Consider the following 18270-nt stretch of genomic DNA (forward strand, 5'->3'; position numbering starts at 1 on the left):
GGTACCGTGGGTCCCGTGAAAGTCGAGGTGGCGAGGCCCACCGGGGGAGAGACGGCTGCGGCCGTCCGGGACCGGCGCGACTCCCGGTGGGACGAGCACCGCCGTGCCCGCCGGGCCGCGCTGGTCGATGCGGCGGTCGTCGCCGTCGGCAAGCACGGCGCCGGCGTCGGCATGGAGGAGATCGCCGCCGAGGCGGGGACCAGCAAGACCGTCGTCTACCGCCACTTCGCCGACCGCAGCGACCTGCACGTCGCCGTCTGCACCCGGGTGGCCGAGCAGCTGCTGCCCACCCTGCGCGCGGCGATGGAGGCGTCCGACCAGCCCCGCGAGATGCTCGGCGGCGCCGTCGAGGCCTACCTGGCCTTCCTGGAGGCCGACCCCGAGCTCTACCGCTTCGTCGTCCACGGACCACCGGGCTCGATCGACGCGGCCGACCCGATCACCGGCCTGTCCGACCTCGTCGGCGACCAGGCGGCCGCCGTCCTGGCCCCGGCGCTCGAGCAGGCCGGCCGGGATCCGGCCACCGCCGCTCCCTGGGGCCACGCCGTCGTCGGCCTGGTCCGCGCCGCCGCCGACTGGTGGCTCCGCGCGGGCCGCCCCACGCCGCGCCGGCAACTCGCCGCCCACCTCACCGAACTCGCCTGGGCCGGACTCTCCGTCGTCGTGACCACCGAACCCCGCAAGGAGGACCTGTGACGAGCACCCTGCCCCCCACGGTCGACCCCGCCCGACTCCAGGAGTCGCTCGACGGCCGCTGGGCGCACGTGCGCCGCGACGCCCGCGAGAACCTGCACGACCCGGAGATGCTCCCGGTCTACGGCGAGACGATGGCCGAAGCCCGCGCGCGGGTCACCCGCATGACCCGCGCGCTCGCCGAGTCCGGCCGCGTGACCCTCGGCTTCCCCAAGGAGTTCGGCGGCGAGGCCGACGCCGGCGGCTCGGTGACCTCGATCGAGATGCTCGCCTTCGTCGACCTCTCGCTCATGGTCAAGGCCGGCGTGCAGTGGGGGCTGTTCGGCGGCGCCGTCCAGCTGCTCGGCACGCGCCGGCACCACGAGGCCTACCTGCGCGACGTCATGAGCTACGACCTGCCCGGCTGCTTCGCCATGACCGAGACCGGCCACGGCTCCGACGTCCAGCAGCTGCGCACGACCTGCACCTACGACCCCGCGACGCAGACGTTCGACCTGCACACCCCGCACCAGGCCGCGCGCAAGGACTACATCGGCAACGCCGCCCAGGACGGGCGGATGGCCGTCGTCTTCGCGCAGCTGGTCACGCAGGGGAAGAACCACGGCGTGCACGCCTGGCTGGTGCCCATCCGCGACGAGGACGGCAACCCGATGCCCGGCGTCACCATCGGCGACGACGGCCCGAAGGCCGGGCTGCTCGGCGTGGACAACGGCCGGCTGACCTTCGACCACGTCTCCGTCCCGCGCGACATGCTGCTGGACCGCTACGGGCAGGTCGCCGAGGACGGCACGTACACCTCGAGCATCGAGAACGAGACCCGCCGCTTCTTCACCATGCTCGGCACGCTCGTGCGCGGCCGGGTCAGCGTCGGCGGCTCGGCGGCGTCGGCCACCAAGCTGGCCCTCGACATCGCCGTCCGGTACGGCAACGCCCGCCGCCAGTTCGCCGCCCCCGGCGAGGAGCGCGAGATCGTCATCAACGACTACCTCGTGCACCAGCGCAAGCTGCTGCCCGCGCTGGCGAAGACCTACGCGCTGCACTTCGCCCAGGCGGAGCTGGTGAGCACGATGCACGACGTCCAGACGGCGGTGCACGAGCACGGGCAGCAGATCGACGAGCAGGCCCAGCGCGAGCTGGAGTCCCGCGCCGCCGGGCTCAAGGTGGCCCAGACCTGGCACGCCACGAGCACCATCCAGATGTGCCGCGAGGCGTGCGGCGGTGCCGGCTACCTGCAGGAGAACCGGCTGCCCCACCTCAAGGCCGACACCGACGTCTTCACCACGTTCGAGGGCGACAACACCGTGCTGCTCCAGCTGGTGGCCAAGGGGCTGCTCACCGGCTACCGCGACACCTTCGGCTCGCTCGACGGCTGGGGCCGGATCGGCTTCGTCGCCGACATGGTCCGCGAGACGGTGCTGGAGCGGACCGCCGCCCGCGCCCTCATCCAGCGGCTCGTCGACGCCGTCCCCGGCCGGGACGACGAGGTGCCGATGCTCGACCGCGGCTGGCAGCTCAAGATGTTCGAGTTCCGCGAGAAGCACGCTCTGGAGGGGGCGATCCGGCGGCTGCGGAACAACTCGACGACCCCCGGCATGGCCCCGTTCGACATGTTCAACGACGTCCAGGACCACGTGCTCACGACCGCGCGGACGCACATCGACCGGATCGTCCTCGAGGCCTTCGTCGAGGGCGTCGACCGCGCCACCGACCCCGCCGTCGGCACGCTGCTCGACAGGGTCTGCGACCTCTACGCGCTGTCGACGATCGAGGAGGACAAGGCCTGGTTCCTCGAGCACGGGCAGCTGACCCCGGGCCGGGCCAAGGCCCTGACGGCGACGGTGAACGGCCTGCTCAAGGAGCTGCGGCCGCACATCACCACGCTGGTCGACGCCTTCGCCATCCCGGCGGGCTGGAAGGCCGCGGCCATCCTGGAGGAGGAGCCGGGCCGGCAGGAGGCGATGGCCGCCCACGACGCCGAGCTGCGCGCCCGGCACGGGGGCGGAAGCCCCGAGGGCACCGCGACCGACCTCGACGTCCCACCCGGCCAGTGAAGGACCGCCCCTCCCCCCACGCCTGCCCGGCTCGGCGTGGGCCCTGGAGGGCGGCGGTTCCAGCCCGTGACCGGGCTCATCCGGTGGACGGGACGGGACGTGGTGGCCGCACGTCGGTCTCTGCTTCCCCACGGAAGCAGAGACCGACTGCGCGCCGACCCCTCGGGCCGCGGTCCGGCCGTCGACCGGAGAATGAGCGCCCGTGGAGATCCTGGCCGCGGCCGAGACGCTGCGGGTACCGGCCGCGGTCGACCTCGCGGCCATCGTCATCGGCGCCCTGACCGGCGGCCTGCTCGCCGCCCGCGAGGGCTTCGCCGTCTCCGGTGTCCTGCTGCTGGCGGTCAGTGGCGGGCTCGGCGGCGGGCTGATCCGCGACGTGCTGCTCGCCGAGGGGCCACCGGTCGCGCTCACCAACCAGGCCTACCTGCCCACGGTCGCCATCACCGCCGGCATCACCTTCTTCTTCTCCGGCTGGCTGGCCCGGCTCACCGGCCTGCTGGTGGTGCTCGACGCCGTCACCCTGGGCTTCTTCACCGTCATCGGCGCGCAGAAGGCCCAGCTCGCCGGCCTGCCCAGCGCCTCGGTGGTCTTCATCGGCACGCTGACCGCCGTCGGCGGGGCGCTCATCCGCGACATGCTGCTCGCCCAGCGCGCCGACATCATCGGGCCAGGCCCCTACAACGCCGTCGCGGCGCTCATCGGCGCGACCGCGCTGACCGTCCTCGCCGGCCCCCTCGGCCTGGACCCGATCCCGGTCGCCGCCCTGGTCATCGCCCTGGTGGCGGCGCTGCGGGTGCTGTCGGTGTGGCGGGGCTGGGAGGCGCCGGTCGCCGTCGACCTGCCCGGCCGCACCCGCAGCCGGCTGCTCCGCCGGCGGGAACGCATCCCGCACCGGCGCCGAGCGGGTGCGGCGCTGTTCCGCCGCACGCGCCGGGGCTGACGCCCGCGTCAGCTCTCGGGCACCAGCCGGACGGCGAGGACGGCGACGTCGTCCTCGGCGTCGGGGAGGAACATCTGCTCCAGAACCCGGTCGCAGAGCTGGTCCAGCGGCAGCCCGGCGCACTCGCCGAGCACCTCGAGCAGCTGCTCGGTACCGCTGTCGATGTCGCGGTCGCGCCGCTCGACCAGGCCGTCGGTGTAGAGGAGCACCGTCGAGCCCGGCGCCAGGACGGCCACGTGGTCCTCCCGCACCGTCTCCGGCGCCACCCCGAGGAGCAGGTCGGCCTGCTTGCCGTCGAGGAGCACCACGCTGCCGTCGGAGGCCAGCAGCGCCGGCGGCGGGTGCCCCGCGTTGGCCCAGCGCAGCCGCATCCGGCCGGCCTCGTCGTCGGGCTCCGGCTCCAGGTGGGCGACCAGCGCGGTCGCCATGGTGTCGAGCGCCAGCCCCTGGACGGCACGGTCGAGCTCGCTGAGCACCTCCGCCGGCGAGCCGCCGCTGGAGTAGCTGATCCCGCGCAGCAGGCCGCGGACCTGGCCCATCGCCGCGGCCGCGCGGGTGTCGTGGCCGACGACGTCGCCGATCGCGAGCACCGTCGCGCCGCCGCGCTGCAGGAAGGCGTCGTACCAGTCGCCACCGATCTCGGCGCCCTCCGCGGCCGGCACGTAGCGGACGACGATCTCGCAGTGCTCGGGCTGCGGCGGCTCGGTGAGCATGCTGCGCTGCAGGGCGTCGGCCAGGTCGCGCTGCTGGCCGTAGAGCCGCGCCTGGTGCAGCGCGACACCCGCCCGCCGGCCGATCTCGACGGCGGTGTCCACCTCGGCCTCGCTCAGCGCAGCCCGCTCCTCACGGGCGAACAGGCCGAGGGCGCCGAGCCCCTGCCCACGGGCGACCAGCGGCACCACCACCCCGGAGGTCGCCCCCAACCGGGCGAACCGCTCCCGGGCGCCGGCGTCGGGCAGCGCCCGGGTCACGTCCTCCCAGTCGATGACCGACAGGACCAGGGGCTGACCCGAGCGGGTGACCCGTCGGGCGGCGGACCGCTCGCTCATCGTGGCGACCATCGTGGCGACGTACGCCTCGACCTCGGGGCACCGGGCAGGGTCGCGGTGGTTGCTGGCGACGTCGTGCAGCCGGCCCTGCTCGTCGGTGACCACGATCCAGCACCAGTCGGCGAGATCGGGCACGACCAGCTTCGCCAGGTGCCCGATCTGCTGGTCGATGTCGAGGGTCCCCGAGAGGACCCGGCCCGCGTCGGCGAGCAGCCGCAGGCGCTGGTTGGCCTGGGCCATCGCCGCCACCGCGGCGCCGCGCTCGGCGTCGGCCTGCAGCCGCGAGACGCTCAGCGCGATCTGGGCGGCCAGCGCTTCGAGCACCTCGACGTCGTCACCGGCGAACCGGTGGTCGGTGTTCCAGACCGCCACGAACGTCCCCAGCACCCGCCCCTCGACCCGCAGCGGCAGCGCGGCCACCGCGCGCAGGCCCAGCAGCTCGACGACCGGGGCGAGCGCAGGGAAGCGGGTGACCGTCTTGGCGTGGTCGTCCAGCAGCAGCCGGCGCCCGTGGCGCGCCACGTGCTGGGCCGGCATCGCGTCGTCCATGGGCAGCACGACGCCGTCGGCCAGGCTCAACTCCGGATGCCCCTGCTGCACCGCTTCGAGGAGGTTGCCGGTCATGTGCAGGCGCAGCGGGCCGTCGGCCGAGTCGAAGATCGCCAGCGCGCTGGACTGCGCGCCGAGCACCTGGGCGCCACGCATGACCACGTCGGCGAGCTGGTCCAGGCGGGCGGCGTTGGCCAGCTCCGCCGCCACCTCGGCGATCGCGGCGGCGCGCTGCACCGCGCTGAGGCGCTCCTGGGCCTGCCCGCGTGCCTCCGTGATGTCCACGGCCGTGCCCAGCACCCGCGCGGCCGCCCCTGTCGCGTCGGCCACGACCCGGCCGCGAGCCAGGACCCAACGCACGCTGCCGTCCCCGCGCAACGCGCGGAACTCCACCAGGTAGTCACTGCCCGTCTCGACGGCGTTCCGCATGGACTCGTCGATCGCGGCGTGGTCGTCCGGGTGCACGTGCGTGGCCAGGACGTCGTCCAGCGAGTTCAGCTCCATCGCCGAGTCCATGCCGAAGATGGCCGCGCACCGGTCGTCCCAGTGGATGGCCTCGGTGCGCAGGTCACGCTCCCAGATGCCGACCGAGCTCGCCTCCAGCGCCACCTCGAGCCAGGCCCGTGACGTGCCGACGGCCGACTGGGCCGCGGAGAGCTCCAGCTCGGCGACGACGGAGGCCGCCAGCTGCTCGAGGAGCTCCGTCACGTCGTCGGACCACTCGCGCGGCTCGGGGTCGTAGACGGCCAGCGCCCCGACCACCTGCCCGGAGGCAGCCCTCAGCGGCGCCCCGAGGTAGGACAGCACCTGCCCCGACGTGACGGCCGGCAGCTCGCGGACCCGCTCGTCGTCGGCGGCCGACGGGATGACCAGCGGCCGGCCGGTGCGCACGGTGATCGCCGACAGCGCCCCGGTGAGCAACGCGGGCCCCCCCACCACGCCGGCCGGCAGGCCGTGCCCGCCGACGACGACGTCGTGGTCGGTGAACAGGGTGACCTTGGCGTGGCCGACCCCCATCACCCGCGCGGTCAGCGCAGAGAGCCTGTCGAACGCCGCCGGACCGGGCACCTCGAGCAGCAGCCGCCGAGCAGCGGCGATCCGCAGCGGATCGGCGAGCGGGTCGTCCCCCTGGGAGCCCGTGGGGACGGCGGAGGCGAACGTGGCCACGCACCCCTCCGCCCGGCTCCCCGCGCCCGGTCGAGCGCGCACCAGAGCACATGCTGGCACGGCCGGTCCGACGGATCGAGACGGGCATCCAGGTGACTTCTCTGCCCCCTGTCATCCCGAGGGGTGACACGCCGGAACCGCGGTCAAGCTGCGCGGCCGTCGGGCCGATGCCCCCACCATGCTCGGCACGCGCACGGCCCGTCTCCCGGATTGCCGGCCGCTGCTCGCCGACGCCGACGACCTCACCCTGGTCTTCCAGCCGATCGTCGACCTCGCCGCCGCCACCGTGGTCGGCTACGAGGCGCTGGCCCGCTTCCCCGGTACCGCCGGACCCGACGTCTGGTTCGCCGCCGCCGCCGAGGCCGGCATCGCCGCCGAGCTCGAGGCGCTGGCCGTCCACAAGGCGCTCGCCGCCGTCGACGCGTTGCCGCCCGACACGTTCCTGACCGTCAACGTCAGCCCGCGCCTGCTCGGGTCCGCCGTCGTCCGGGAGGCCCTCGCCTGCCGGGGCGACGACCTGCACCGGGTGGTCGTCGAGCTCACCGGGCACACGCCGGCGGCCGACCTGGAGTGGCTGCGCCGGGAGACCGACGCGCTGCGCGAGCGCGGCGCGCTGATCGCCCTCGACGACGCCGGCAGCGGCTGCTCCGGCCTCTTGCAGCTGGCCGCCGTCCGGCCGCAGCTGGTCAAGCTCGACCGTGCGCTGGTCGCCGACGTCGACGGTGATCCCGTGCGCATGGCGCTGGCCGAGGTGAGCGGCGAGTTCGCCGGCCGGCTGGACGCCTGGCTGCTGGCCGAGGGGGTCGAGACCGCCGCCGAGCTGGCCGCCGTCGCGCGGCTCGGCGCACCGCTGGCCCAGGGCTGGCTGCTCGGCCGCCCGGCGCCCGAGTTCCGCCCGCTCGACCCCGACGTCGCCCGGCTGGTGCGCACCCAGGTGACCCGCGCGCGGCCGACCGACAGCGTGGCCGGCCTCATGCGCCCCGTCCGGCAGTGCGCGCTGGGCGAGGAGCTGCCCGGCGTCCCCCCGGCCGTGCTGGTCGGCCCGCACGGGGAGCCGGTGTCGCTGCTGCTGGCGGACGCCCGCACCGGTGAGGTCCACACCGCACCGGTGTCGCTGAGGGTCACCCCTTCCACCGACGTCGGCGACGCCCTCTCCCGGGCCCTCACCCGACCCCCCGCCCGGCGCTTCGACCCCGTGATCTGCACCGATCCGGCCGGCCAGGTGCTCGGGCTGCTGCGAATCGAGGACCTCGCGACGGCCGGCCGCGCCGCCCGCTGACCCCGGCCTCCCGGCCGTTCGGACGGACACCGGTGGGGCGCTGCCGCTCGTCGTCGGCGAGCGCCAGGTCCTGCGTCGGCCGCAGGGGCCCGGCGGCCTGCGGGCAGGCGTGACGCCCGTGACCGGCGGGTCTGCTGCGGCCCTCCGGAAGGCCCCCCGCTGGCGGGACCTGCGGGCAGCATGGCACCGTGCCCTCCGGCTCGGCCTCCCGCGAGACCGGGCGGCCGGTGCACCGCACCACCCGTGCGGACATCGGGGAACCCCGCCCGCGCTCCGCGCGTCAGGGGTGTGGAGCCGGCTGCGTGCCGAGATCACGGCACGCGCCACCGCCTACGGAAGGAAACACATGAACAAGGCCGAACTGGTCTCCGCCATCGCCAAGCGCGCCGACGTCCCGGCCTCGACCGTGGACGCGGTCCTCGCCGGCCTGCAGGACGAGCTCGTCGACGCCATCACCCGCGGGGAGAAGGTCGCCGTCTCGGGCCTGATCACCGTCGAGCGGACCCAGCGGTCCGCTCGTACCGGCCGCAACCCGCAGACCGGCGAGTCGATCGACATCCCCGCCGCCAACGCCGTCAAGGTGACCGCCGGCTCGAACCTCAAGAAGGCCGCCAGCTCCGTCCCGGTCTGATCGCGCGCCGTGTCCGCCGCCGGGCGGGCGCCCCGACCCCGTGTGCCCGGGCTCACAGCGACGTGAGTCAGGATGCCGGTCGAGGCGTCGCCGGCGGCGGACGACGTCCGGGACCCGGAGGTGTGCGTGAGCGAGGAACTGCAGGTGGGCACCGACCCGGCCGAGGTGGGCATGGACCCCGCTCGCCTGGGACGCATCGACGACCGGCTCGCCCGCTACGTCGACGACGGCCAGCTACCCGGCTTCCTGGTGACGGTCGCCCGCCACGGCAAGCTGGTGCACGTCGGGCGCTACGGCTCCCGCGACGTGGAGAACGGCCGCCCCGTCGAGGTGGACACCCGGTGGCGCATCTTCTCGATGACGAAACCGGTCACCTCGGTGGCGGCGATGATGCTCTACGAGGAAGGCGCCTTCCAGCTCGCCGACCCGATCGCGCGGTGGCTGCCGGAGTTCGCCGAGACCCGCGTGTACGTGGCCGGGTCGGCGATGAAGCCGGTGACCAGCCCCCAGGTCGAGCCGATCAGGATCTGGCACCTGCTGACGCACATGTCGGGGCTCACCTACGGCTTCCACCACGCGCACCCGGTCGACGCCATGTACCGCGCGATGGGCCACGAGTGGGGCACGCCCCCGGGTACGGACCTGGCCGAGGCGTGCCGGCAGTGGGCGTCGGTGCCGCTGGTCTTCCAGCCGGGCAGCGAGTGGAACTACGGCGTCTCCACCGACGTGCTCGGCCGGCTGGTGGAGGTCGTGTCCGGGCTGTCCCTGGACGAGTTCTTCGAGCAGCGCATCTTCGCCCCGCTCGGCATGCGGAACACCTCCTTCGGCCTCCGCGAGGGTGACGACCCCGACTCCCTGGCCCGGCTCTACGCCGCCACCCCGGGGCAGCCCGGGGGCGCCGCCACGGGGTTCGCCCCCCTCGACACCATGGGGCAGGCGGCGCTGAGCAAGCCGGCGTTCCTCTCCGGCGGCGGCGGGCTGGTCTCCACCGCCGGCGACTACCTGCGGTTCCTCGAGATGCTCCGCCGGGGCGGGTCCTACGACGGCGGCCGGATGCTCGGGCCCCGCACGCTGGCGCACATGATCCGCAACCACATCCCCGGCGGGCAGGATTTGGAGACCTTCGGCCGGCCGCTGTTCGCCGAGACGCCGCTGCGCGGGGTGGGCTTCGGCCTCGGGTTCTCGATGGTGATCGACCCGGCGCGCTACGGCGTCGTCTCCAGCGTGGGCGACTACAGCTGGGGCGGGGCGGCCTCGACGGCGTTCTACGTGGACCCGGTGGAGGACGTCACCGTCAGCTTCTACACGCAGCTGCTGCCCTCGAGCACGCTGCCGATCCGCAACTACCTGCGCTCCCTGGTCAACCAGGCCATCGTCGTCTGAGGGCCGCGCCTCCTCGGCCGAGATCGGCGATCTCACCCCCATCAGCACCGTGATGAGGGCGAGATCGCCGATCTCGCCGGGGAGTGCCGGGGCTACAGGTAGCGGCGGTAGACGACGGTCGCGACCATCGCGGGCTTGGACCCGCCTTCGATCTCGACGGTGACGGCGAGGTTCATCTGCACGCCGCCCTCGAAGGGGGTCGCCGCCTCGAGCGTCGCTCCCGCCCGCACCTTGGCACCCACCGGCACCGGCGAGGGGAAGCGCACCTTCTCGGTGCCGTAGTTGACCCCCATCCGGAAGCCGGTGATCTCCACGATCTGCGGCATCAGGGAGGGCAGCAGCGACAGCGTCAGGTAGCCGTGCGCGATCGGCCCGCCGAACGGGCTCTCCTTCTTCGCCCGCTCCGGGTCCACGTGGATCCACTGGTGGTCACCGGTCGCCTCGGCGAACTGGTTCACCTGCTCCTGTGTGATCGTCACCCAGTCGCTGTAGCCCAGGTGCTGACCCACCAGGCCCTGGACCCCCTCGACGCCCTCGGCCGTCGTCTGCGCCATCTGCTCTGCCTCCTCGTGCACGACTACGTTGGCGAACTCCACCACACACCACGATGGGACGGAGAGCGGGTTGCTGCGACTGGGGGTCCTCGACGTGCCCGACGGACGGTTCGTGGTCATGGCGATCGTCAACCGCACCCCGGACTCCTTCTACGACCGCGGCGCCACCTTCGAGCTGGCCGCCGCCGTCGAGCGGGTGGACCGGGTCGTCGCCGAGGGCGCCGACATGGTGGACGTCGGCGGGGTCAAGGCCGCGCCCGGCGAGGAGGTCTCCCCCGCCGAGGAGGTGCGCCGGACCGTGGACCTGGTGGCCGCGATCCGGGCGGCGCACCCGGCGCTGCCGATCTCCATCGACACCTGGCGGGCGGAGGTGGCGCGGGAGGCGCTGGCCGCCGGCGCGGACATCGTGAACGACGCCTGGGGCGGGGTGGACCCGGAGCTGGCCGCGGTGGCCGCCGAGGCGGGGGCCGGGCTCGTCTGCACGCACGCCGGCGGGCTGCCGCCGCGCACCCGGCCGCACCGGGTGACCTACCCCGACGTCGTCGCCGACATCGTCACGCGGACGACGGCGCTGGCCGAGGCCGCCGTCACCGCGGGGGTGCACCGCGAGCGGGTGATGATCGACCCGGGCCACGACTTCGGGAAGAACACCCGGCACTCGCTGGAGGCGACCCGGCGGCTGGGCGAGCTGGTCGGCACGGGATGGCCGGTCCTGGTCGCGCTGTCGAACAAGGACTTCGTCGGCGAGACCCTCGACGTGCCGCTCGAGCAGCGGCTCACCGGCACCCTGGCGGCCACCGCGGTGAGCGCCTGGCTGGGCGCCCGCGTGTTCCGCGCGCACGACGTCGCAGCCACCCGGCAGACGCTGGACATGGTCGCCTCCATCCAGGGCACCCGGCCGCCGGTGCGCACCGTCCGCGGCCTCGCCTGATGGTCAGGTGCCCTGATCGCTCTGGCTCCTGGCTCGGGGTCGACGGTGAGCGGGACCCGGGCGGTGAGCCAGGAGGCCAGGCGGCGCCCGACCACGTCCTCACCGGCCGCACCGCGGGGTCGCAGCGAGAGCTCCTGGGCGCCTCGCTAGGTTCCCAACCATGTCCGCCACCGGGTTCCTGACCGCCGACGAGCTCAACGCCCTGCTGCCGGGCACCTTTCCGGGACTGCTGGGGATCGTCGTCGACAGCCACGAGCCCGGGACGCTGACCTCGCACCTGGACATCCGCACCGAGCTGCTCGCGCCGAACGGCTACCTGCACGCCGGCACGGTCGTCACGCTGGCCGACACCAGCTGCGGCCTGCCCACCCGCGCGCTGCTCCCCGAGGGGTCGACCGGCTTCACCACCATCGAACTGAAGAGCAACCACCTCGGCACCGCCCGCGAGGGCCGGATCGCCTGCACGGCCACAAACGTGCACGCGGGGCGGACGACGCAGGTCTGGGACGCCGTCGTCAGCAACGCCGCGACCGGGAGGACCATCGCGCTGTTCCGCTGCACGCAGTCGGTGCTCTGGCCCCGCTGATCGGGCGAACCCGCCGGTAACCCCCTTGTGAGCGGGGACCCGGCGGGTGTGAGACTGGCGCCACACACCCTGCGAGGAGGAACGACCCGTGGCGCTGTCCAGCCCGTATCCCGACGTCGAGATCCCGAACGTCTCCGTCCCCGAGTTCGTCCTGGCGGCCGGCCGGGAGAAGCCCGATGCGCCGGCGCTGATCGACGGCCTCAAGGGCGACGTCATCACCCACGGCCAGCTGGCCGCCTACGTCGACCGGGTGGCCGCCAACCTGCACGCCCGCGGCCTGCGCAAGGGCGACGTCGTCGCCGTCTTCTGCCCGAACACCCCCTGGTTCCCTGTGGTGTTCCACGGCATCGCCGCCGCCGGCTGCGTCATGAGCCCGATCAACTCGCTCTACACGCCCGACGAGATCGCCTTCCAGCTGAAGGACTCCGGCGCCAAGATCCTCATCACGATCTCGCTGTTCCTGGACCGCGCCACCGCCGCGGCCGAGAAGTCGCCGGTGGACGAGATCATCGTGCTCGACGGCGCCGAGGGCCACGCCAACCTGTTCGACCTGCTCGGCGCCGACGCGCCGTCGGTCCAGGTGGACATCGACCCGGCCAACGACCTGGTCACGCTGCCCTACTCCAGCGGGACCACGGGGCTGCCCAAGGGCGTCATGCTCACCCACCGCAACCTGGTGGCCAACGTGGCCCAGTGCCTGCCGCTGCTCCGGACGGGTGCGGACGAGCGGATCATCGCCGTCCTGCCGTTCTTCCACATCTACGGCCTGACCGTGCTGATGAACCAGGGCCTGGCGCTGGGCGGCGCCGTGGTGACCCTCCCCCGGTTCGACCTCGAGGACTTCCTCCGCACCATCCAGGACCACAAGATCACCCGCGCGTTCGTCGCGCCGCCCATCGTCCTGGCGCTGGCCAAGCACCCGATGGTCGACCAGTACGACCTCTCGTCGCTGACCTCGGTCCTGTCGGGCGCCGCCCCGCTGGACGAGCAGCTGGCGCTGGCCGCCCAGGAACGGCTGCGCAAGGGCGCCGACACCGGCGTCAGCGTGGCCCAGGGTTACGGCATGACCGAGCTGTCGCCGGTCTCGCACACCACCCCCGACGTCGACGCGCAGCCGCCGGGCGTCTCCATCGAGGTGCCCAAGGGCTCGGTCGGCTTCGCCATCCCCAACACCGAGTGCCGGCTGGTCGACCCGGGCACCGGGGAGGACGCCGCCCCGGGGGAGCGCGGTGAGCTGTGGGTCCGCGGCCCCCAGGTCATGAAGGGCTACCTCAACAACCCCGAAGCCACCGCCGGCACCCTCGACGCCGACGGCTGGCTGCACACCGGCGACGTCGCGGTCGTCGACGAGAACGGCTGCTACACCGTCGTCGACCGGGTCAAGGAGCTGATCAAGTACAAGGGCTACCAGGTGGCCCCGGCCGAGCTCGAGGCCGTGCTGATCAACCACCCGGAGATCGCCGACGCCGCGGTCATCGGCGTGCCGGACAAGGAGAGCGGCGAGGAGCTGCCCAAGGCCTTCGTCGTCCGCGCCCCCGGCTCGGAGCTGACCGAGGACGCCGTCATGGCCTACATGTCCGAGAAGGTGGCCCCGCACAAGAAGATCCGGTTCGTCGAGTTCATCGAGACGGTGCCGAAGTCCGCGGCCGGCAAGATCCTGCGCAAGGACCTCAAGGCCCGCGCCTGAACGCACCTCCGGTGAGGAACCGGAGCGGCTGGGCTCGCTGGGCTGCTCCGGAGCCGGCCTCCGGCCCGCCCCGACGAATCGCTTCGCGATTCGTCGGGGCGCCTAAGGTCGGGGCATGCGTGCGGTGACGATCAGCGAACCCGGTGGCCCCGAGGCGCTCGGCTGGGGCGAGGTGCCCGATCCGGTCTGCGGCCCCGGCGAGGTGGTCATCGACGTCGTCGCCACGGCGGTGAACCGCGCCGACCTGCTGCAGCGGCAGGGCTTCTACCCGCCGCCGAAGGGCGCCAGCGCCGTCCTGGGCCTGGAGTGCAGCGGCGTCGTCAGCGAGGTCGGCGAGGGCGTCACGAGCTGGTCGGTCGGCGACGAGGTGTGCGCCCTGCTGGCCGGCGGCGGCTACGCCGAGCGGGTGGCCGTTCCCGCCGTCCAGGTGCTGCCGAAGCCGTCGGGCGTGGAGCTGGCCACCGCGGCCGCCCTGCCCGAGGTGGCCTGCACGGTCTGGTCGAACGTCTTCATGCTCGCCGGTCTCCAGCGCGGCGACTCCTTCCTGGTGCACGGCGGCTCCAGCGGCATCGGCACCATGGCGATCCAGCTGGCCGCCCGCGCCGGCGCCCGGGTGTTCACCACCGCGGGCACCGCCGCGAAGCTCGACGTCTGCCGCGAGCTGGGCGCCGAGGTGGCCGTCAACTACCGCGACGAGGACTTCGTCGAGCGGGTGCGGGAGGCGACCGACGGCCGGGGCGTCGACGTCGTCCTCGACAACATGGGCGCGAAGTACCTGGTCCGCAACGTCGACGTCCTGGCCGACGGCGGCCGGCTGGTGATCATCGGGATGCAGGGGGGCGCCAGGGCCGAGCTCGACATCAACGCGCTGCTGCGCAAGCGCGGCTCGGTGCACGCCACCGCGCTGCGCTCCCGGCCGGCGACCGGCCCCGGCGGCAAGGCCGACATCGTCGCCGCCGTGCGGCACGGCGTGTGGCCCGACGTCGAGCGCGGAGTCGTGCGGCCGATCGTCGACCGGCGGCTGCCCATGTCCCGGGCCGCCGAGGCCCACCGGGTCGTCGAGGCCAGCGAGCACGTCGGCAAGGTCCTGCTGCTCGCCGATCGCTGACGGAGGACCCCGCGGCTACCGGGGGCGCAGCCCGGCGACGGCGTCGACGATCCGGCCGACCTCGTCGGCGGTGTTGTAGTGCATGAGGCCCAGGCGCACCGCTCCCCCGGTCTCGTTCACGCCCAGGGCGTCGAAGAGCTCGCGGGCGTAGAAGTCGCCGTCCCACGCGCAGATGCCCGCCCGGGCCAGCTCCGCGGCGACCTGGCGCGGGCGCATGTGCGCGACCGTGAACGACAGGGTCGGGGTGCACCGCTCGGGCTCACCGAGCACCTGCACGTGCCGCATCGCACGCAGCGCCTGGTCCAGCCAGTCGAACAGGTCGCCCTCGTGCCGGGCCACGGCGGCCATCGAGGCGCGCAGCCGGTCACGCCGCGTGCCCCCGGCCGCGCAGAGCCCCGCCAGGTGGTCGACGGCGGCGCTCACCCCCGCGTAGAGCTCGTAGGGGGGCGCGCCGGTCTCGAACCGGTCGGGCACCCGGTCCGACGAGGGCAGCAGCTTGTCCGGCCGGAGGTGCTCCAGCAGGTCGGGGTCGGCCACCACGGCGGCGACGTGCGGCCCGCACCACTTGTAGGCCGAGACGGCCAGGAAGTCCGCCCCCAGCGAGGCCTTGTCGAGGAAGACGTGCGGGGCGGCGTGGACGGCGTCGACGTAGACCAGCGCACCGACCGCGTGCGCCTGGGCGGCGATGTCGGCGACATCGGGCCGCGTGCCCAGTGCGTTGCTCGCGGCGGTCACGGCCACCAGCCGGGTCCGGCGGTTCAGCAGCGCGGCATACTGCCACGCCGGCAGGTCACCGGTCTCGATGTCCACCTCCGCCCAGCGCACCTGCACGCCGGCCGTGGCGGCCAGCTGCACCCACGGTCGGATGTTCGCGTCGTGGTCCAGCCGGCTGAGCACGATCTCGTCGCCGGGGCGCCAGGTGCGGGCCAGCGCGCGGGCCATCCCGTAGGTCAGCGTGGTCGTGCTGGGCCCGAGCAGGACACCGCCGGCCCGGCCGCCCACGAGGTCGGCGACGGCCGCACGGGCTCCGGCGACCAGCGCCTCCGCCCGGCCCGATGCGGGGAACACCCCGCCCCGGTCGGCCACCGGCATGCGCATCACCGAGCCGACCGCGTGGGCGACGTTCTCGGGCACCAGCGACCCGGCCGGCCCGTCGGCGTGCACGTACCCGTCGGAGAGCGCCGGGAAGAGGCCGCGCACCCGCGCGACGTCCAGCCGGCCCTCCCCCGTAGCCATGCGCCGCACCCTAGTGGCCCGCCCGGCCCCGCCTCCGGGCGTGCCGGTGCCACGCCCCTGCGACCCGCTGTCCCCGGCGGGGGGCAGGATGGAGGGCATGACGGCACCGGAGAACGGCAGCGAGCGTCCCCAGCAGGTGGTCGTGGTGGGTCCCGACGGGCGTCCGGTCGGTACCGTCCCGATGCCCAAGGGGGCCGACGACGACGGCGACGGCGACGGCGACGGCGGCATGAACGTCGGCGAGCTCGTGGAGCAGCCCGCGAAGGTCATGCGGATCGGCACGATGATCAAGCAGCTCCTCGAGGAGGTCCGGGCCGCTCCCCTGGACGACGCCAGCCGCAACCGGCTGCGCGACATCCACGCCTCCTCGATCCGGGAGCTCGAGCAGGGCCTCGCCCCCGAGCTGCGCGAGGAGCTGGCCCGCATCACGTTGCCCTTCAGCGAGGGCGAGACACCGTCGGACGCCGAGCTGCGGATCGCGCAGGCGCAGCTGGTCGGCTGGCTCGAGGGCGTCTTCCACGGCATCCAGACGGCGCTGTTCGCCCAGCAGATGGCCGCCCGCGCCCAGCTGGAGGAGATGCGCCGCAAGGCACTCCCCGGCGGCCACGCACCCGGCCACCAGGGTGACTTCCGGCCCGGGGGCGGCCAGTACCTCTGACACGGGACGGCGGTCGCCCGGCCGGGTGACCGCCGGTCTGGTCGCGGGGCGCCGCCGAGTGCTACAGGGAGGTGAGGAAGGCGGCGACCCCGTCGTCGTCGTTGCCGCCGGTGACGTCGGTGGCGACGGCGAGCAGATCGGGGTGCGCGTGGGCCATGGCGACGGCGCGGCCGCCGCCGTCACGCACCCACTCGAACGCGGCGATGTCGTTGGGCATGTCGCCGAACACGACCACGTCCTCGGGGCCCACACCGTGCCGGGCGGCGACCTTCGCCAGCCCGGTGGCCTTGGTGACGCCCGGTGCGGAGATCTCGGCCAGCGCGTCGGTCGAGGAGCTGGTGACCGTGGCGCGGTCCCCCACGACCTCGTCCACCAGCTGCACGAAGGCGTCGCGGGTCATCGACTCGTGCCGGGCCAGCAGCTTGGCCACGGGGGCGACGGTCATCTCGTCCAGCGTCGCGGCGGCCACGCCGGGGGCGTCGACGTCCCAGCGCGGGCGGTAGACCGGCTCGTGGCGGAACTCCCACCCGTACTCGACGGCGAACCAGATGCTCGGCCGGCGGGCGCGCAGCTCCGCGGTGATCGCCCGCAGGGCGTCGGGCTCCAGCGGCGCCTCGTCGACGATCTCCATGGGTTCGAGGTCGAGCAGCACCGCGCCGTTGCAGCAGACGGCGGTGCCGTACCGGAGCACCTCGCGGATGCCGTGCATCCAGCGCGGGGGGCGGCCGGTGGCGAGCACCAGCGGCACGCCGTCGGCGCGCCAGCGCTCCAGCTCCGCGACGGTGGCCGCGCTCACCGACTCGTCCCGGCGCAGCAGCGTGCCGTCCATGTCGCTGGCGATCAGGCGGGGGCGCCAGTCAGACACCGAGGACCTCTTCCAGGTAGCGGGCGACCCCGTCGGCGCGGTGGCCGCTGGTCAGGTGGGCGGCGACGGCGCGCACCGCGGGGTGGGCGTTGGCGACCGCGACCGCCCGGCCACCGGCCTCGGCGACGGCGGTCAGCATCGGGAGGTCGTTGGGCATGTCGCCGAAGACGAGGACGTCGCCGAAGTCGACCCCGTGACGCTCCAGCGCGATCGCCAGGCCGGTGGCCTTCGTGATGCCGGGCGGCAGGACCTCGATGAAGCCGAGACCGGCGTGGGTGAGCTCGGCAGCAGCCGGGTCGACGACCGACCGGGCACGGGCGAGCAGCTCGTCCTGGCCGAGGGCGGGCGAGCGCAGGAAGACCTTCAGCACGGCCTCCGGCGGCAGCACCTCGTCCTTGTCCAGCAGCTGCGCGTCCTCCGGGTAGGGCCAGTCGAAGCCGTGCTGCACCCGCAGCGCGCCACGCGCCTCGCCCTGCTGGGCGGCGTCCTCCACCGCGATCACCAGGTCGCCGGTCACCGACTCGATCCGCCCGATCACGGCCATGGCCTGCGCCCGGGGCAGGGCGACGGTGCGCAGGACCTCGTCCCGCTCCAGGTCGACGACGAACCCGCCCTGCGCGAGGACGGCGACACCGCGGCCGTCGAGGGCGGCCCGGACGCTGTCCAGCAGCCGCGGGCCGCGGCCGGTCACGCCGACCACCGGGATGCCGGCGTCCCAGCAGGCCGCCAGTGCCGCGCGGGTCCGCGGGCTCACCTCGCCTGCGGCGTCGAGCAGCGTGCCGTCGAGGTCGGTCGCCACGAGCTTGGGCCGCCACGAGCCCAGATCGCCCAGCTCGACGACCTGGTCGGCGCCGGGCAGCACGCCGTAGGCCTGCAGCGCCTTCGGCGGGCGTGCGCTCATGC

At 74.2% G+C, this 18270-nt stretch carries 16 protein-coding genes; 11 read left to right on the forward strand and 5 right to left on the reverse strand.

Features of this window, described 5'->3' with window-relative positions:
- Positions 1 to 15: 15 nt before the first annotated feature.
- The 3 genes from ACI791_RS06350 to ACI791_RS06360 all read left to right on the forward strand — a co-directional run bounded on the left by ACI791_RS06350 (position 16) and on the right by ACI791_RS06360 (position 3684).
- Positions 16 to 696, forward strand: coding sequence for a TetR family transcriptional regulator (locus ACI791_RS06350; protein ID WP_456585263.1), 681 nt, complete (start codon positions 16 to 18; stop codon positions 694 to 696).
- The gene (locus ACI791_RS06355) at positions 693 to 2744 is read left to right on the forward strand and encodes an acyl-CoA dehydrogenase family protein (RefSeq protein WP_456585264.1); all 2052 of its coding nucleotides are present in this window, start codon (positions 693 to 695) and stop codon (positions 2742 to 2744) included. Before ACI791_RS06350 ends, ACI791_RS06355 begins: the two co-directional genes overlap by 4 nt.
- Positions 2745 to 2946: 202 nt before the next feature.
- Complete coding sequence (locus ACI791_RS06360; RefSeq protein ID WP_456585265.1) at positions 2947 to 3684, forward strand: trimeric intracellular cation channel family protein; 738 nt, start codon at positions 2947 to 2949, stop codon at positions 3682 to 3684.
- An 8-nt stretch (positions 3685 to 3692) separates the two neighbouring features.
- Here the strand turns inward: ACI791_RS06360 and ACI791_RS06365 are convergent, their stop codons facing one another.
- The gene (locus ACI791_RS06365; protein ID WP_456585266.1) at positions 3693 to 6449 is read right to left on the reverse strand and encodes a SpoIIE family protein phosphatase; all 2757 of its coding nucleotides are present in this window, start codon (positions 6447 to 6449) and stop codon (positions 3693 to 3695) included.
- A 178-nt stretch (positions 6450 to 6627) separates the two neighbouring features.
- Between ACI791_RS06365 and ACI791_RS06370 the strand changes: the two genes are divergently transcribed.
- The 3 genes from ACI791_RS06370 (at position 6628) to ACI791_RS06380 (ending at position 9742) form a co-directional block, all read left to right on the forward strand.
- Positions 6628 to 7728: an EAL domain-containing protein gene (locus tag ACI791_RS06370; RefSeq protein WP_456585267.1), complete on the forward strand. Its 1101-nt coding sequence runs from the start codon at positions 6628 to 6630 to the stop codon at positions 7726 to 7728.
- Between the two features lie 286 nt (positions 7729 to 8014).
- A complete protein-coding gene (locus ACI791_RS06375) occupies positions 8015 to 8359 on the forward strand; it encodes an HU family DNA-binding protein (protein ID WP_456585268.1) in 345 nt (114 codons plus the stop codon).
- 126 nt (positions 8360 to 8485) lie between these two features.
- Entirely contained in the window at positions 8486 to 9742 is a 1257-nt protein-coding gene (locus ACI791_RS06380; protein WP_456585269.1) for a serine hydrolase domain-containing protein, read from the forward strand.
- A 92-nt stretch (positions 9743 to 9834) separates the two neighbouring features.
- Here the strand turns inward: ACI791_RS06380 and ACI791_RS06385 are convergent, their stop codons facing one another.
- On the reverse strand, positions 9835 to 10338 hold the full coding sequence (locus tag ACI791_RS06385; RefSeq protein WP_456585270.1) for a MaoC family dehydratase: 504 nt from the start codon (positions 10336 to 10338) through the stop codon (positions 9835 to 9837).
- Positions 10339 to 10366: 28 nt separating this feature from the next.
- Here ACI791_RS06385 and folP point away from each other — a divergent pair, with 28 nt between their 5' ends.
- From folP to ACI791_RS06405, 4 genes are all read left to right on the forward strand, one after another.
- Positions 10367 to 11227, forward strand: a complete 861-nt coding sequence (gene folP / locus ACI791_RS06390; RefSeq protein WP_456585271.1) for a dihydropteroate synthase — start codon at positions 10367 to 10369, stop codon at positions 11225 to 11227.
- Between the two features lie 160 nt (positions 11228 to 11387).
- A complete protein-coding gene (locus ACI791_RS06395) occupies positions 11388 to 11813 on the forward strand; it encodes a PaaI family thioesterase (RefSeq protein WP_456585272.1) in 426 nt (141 codons plus the stop codon).
- An 88-nt stretch (positions 11814 to 11901) separates the two neighbouring features.
- Positions 11902 to 13500: a 4-coumarate--CoA ligase family protein gene (locus ACI791_RS06400; RefSeq protein ID WP_456585273.1), complete on the forward strand. Its 1599-nt coding sequence runs from the start codon at positions 11902 to 11904 to the stop codon at positions 13498 to 13500.
- A gap of 115 nt (positions 13501 to 13615) precedes the next feature.
- Positions 13616 to 14608, forward strand: coding sequence for an NAD(P)H-quinone oxidoreductase (locus tag ACI791_RS06405; RefSeq protein ID WP_456585274.1), 993 nt, complete (start codon positions 13616 to 13618; stop codon positions 14606 to 14608).
- A 15-nt stretch (positions 14609 to 14623) separates the two neighbouring features.
- On the opposite strand, the gene ACI791_RS06410 is transcribed toward ACI791_RS06405, so the two are convergent.
- Entirely contained in the window at positions 14624 to 15844 is a 1221-nt protein-coding gene (locus tag ACI791_RS06410; RefSeq protein WP_456585275.1) for a cysteine desulfurase-like protein, read from the reverse strand.
- A gap of 97 nt (positions 15845 to 15941) precedes the next feature.
- On the opposite strand from ACI791_RS06410, the gene ACI791_RS06415 reads away from it, so the two are divergent.
- Positions 15942 to 16502, forward strand: coding sequence for a bacterial proteasome activator family protein (locus ACI791_RS06415; protein ID WP_456585276.1), 561 nt, complete (start codon positions 15942 to 15944; stop codon positions 16500 to 16502).
- Positions 16503 to 16563: 61 nt separating this feature from the next.
- Here the strand turns inward: ACI791_RS06415 and ACI791_RS06420 are convergent, their stop codons facing one another.
- A complete protein-coding gene (locus tag ACI791_RS06420; protein WP_456585277.1) occupies positions 16564 to 17367 on the reverse strand; it encodes an HAD family hydrolase in 804 nt (267 codons plus the stop codon).
- The gene (locus ACI791_RS06425; protein ID WP_456585278.1) at positions 17360 to 18268 is read right to left on the reverse strand and encodes an HAD family hydrolase; all 909 of its coding nucleotides are present in this window, start codon (positions 18266 to 18268) and stop codon (positions 17360 to 17362) included. The genes ACI791_RS06420 and ACI791_RS06425 overlap by 8 nt, the downstream gene beginning before the upstream one ends.
- Positions 18269 to 18270: the final 2 nt, after the last annotated feature.

The sequence above is a fragment of the Blastococcus sp. SYSU DS0973 genome (genome assembly GCF_054051055.1).

What these genes read in the sequence shown, in the direction of transcription:
- ACI791_RS06370 (WP_456585267.1), top strand. Translation starts at nt 6,628, where the DNA reads ATGCTCGGCACGCGCACGGCCCGTCTCCCGGATTGCCGGCCGCTGCTC.
- ACI791_RS06395 (WP_456585272.1), top strand. Translation starts at nt 11,388, where the DNA reads ATGTCCGCCACCGGGTTCCTGACCGCCGACGAGCTCAACGCCCTGCTG.
- ACI791_RS06405 (WP_456585274.1), top strand. Translation starts at nt 13,616, where the DNA reads ATGCGTGCGGTGACGATCAGCGAACCCGGTGGCCCCGAGGCGCTCGGC.
- ACI791_RS06410 (WP_456585275.1), bottom strand. Translation starts at nt 15,844, where the DNA reads ATGGCTACGGGGGAGGGCCGGCTGGACGTCGCGCGGGTGCGCGGCCTC.
- ACI791_RS06415 (WP_456585276.1), top strand. Translation starts at nt 15,942, where the DNA reads ATGACGGCACCGGAGAACGGCAGCGAGCGTCCCCAGCAGGTGGTCGTG.
- ACI791_RS06425 (WP_456585278.1), bottom strand. Translation starts at nt 18,268, where the DNA reads ATGAGCGCACGCCCGCCGAAGGCGCTGCAGGCCTACGGCGTGCTGCCC.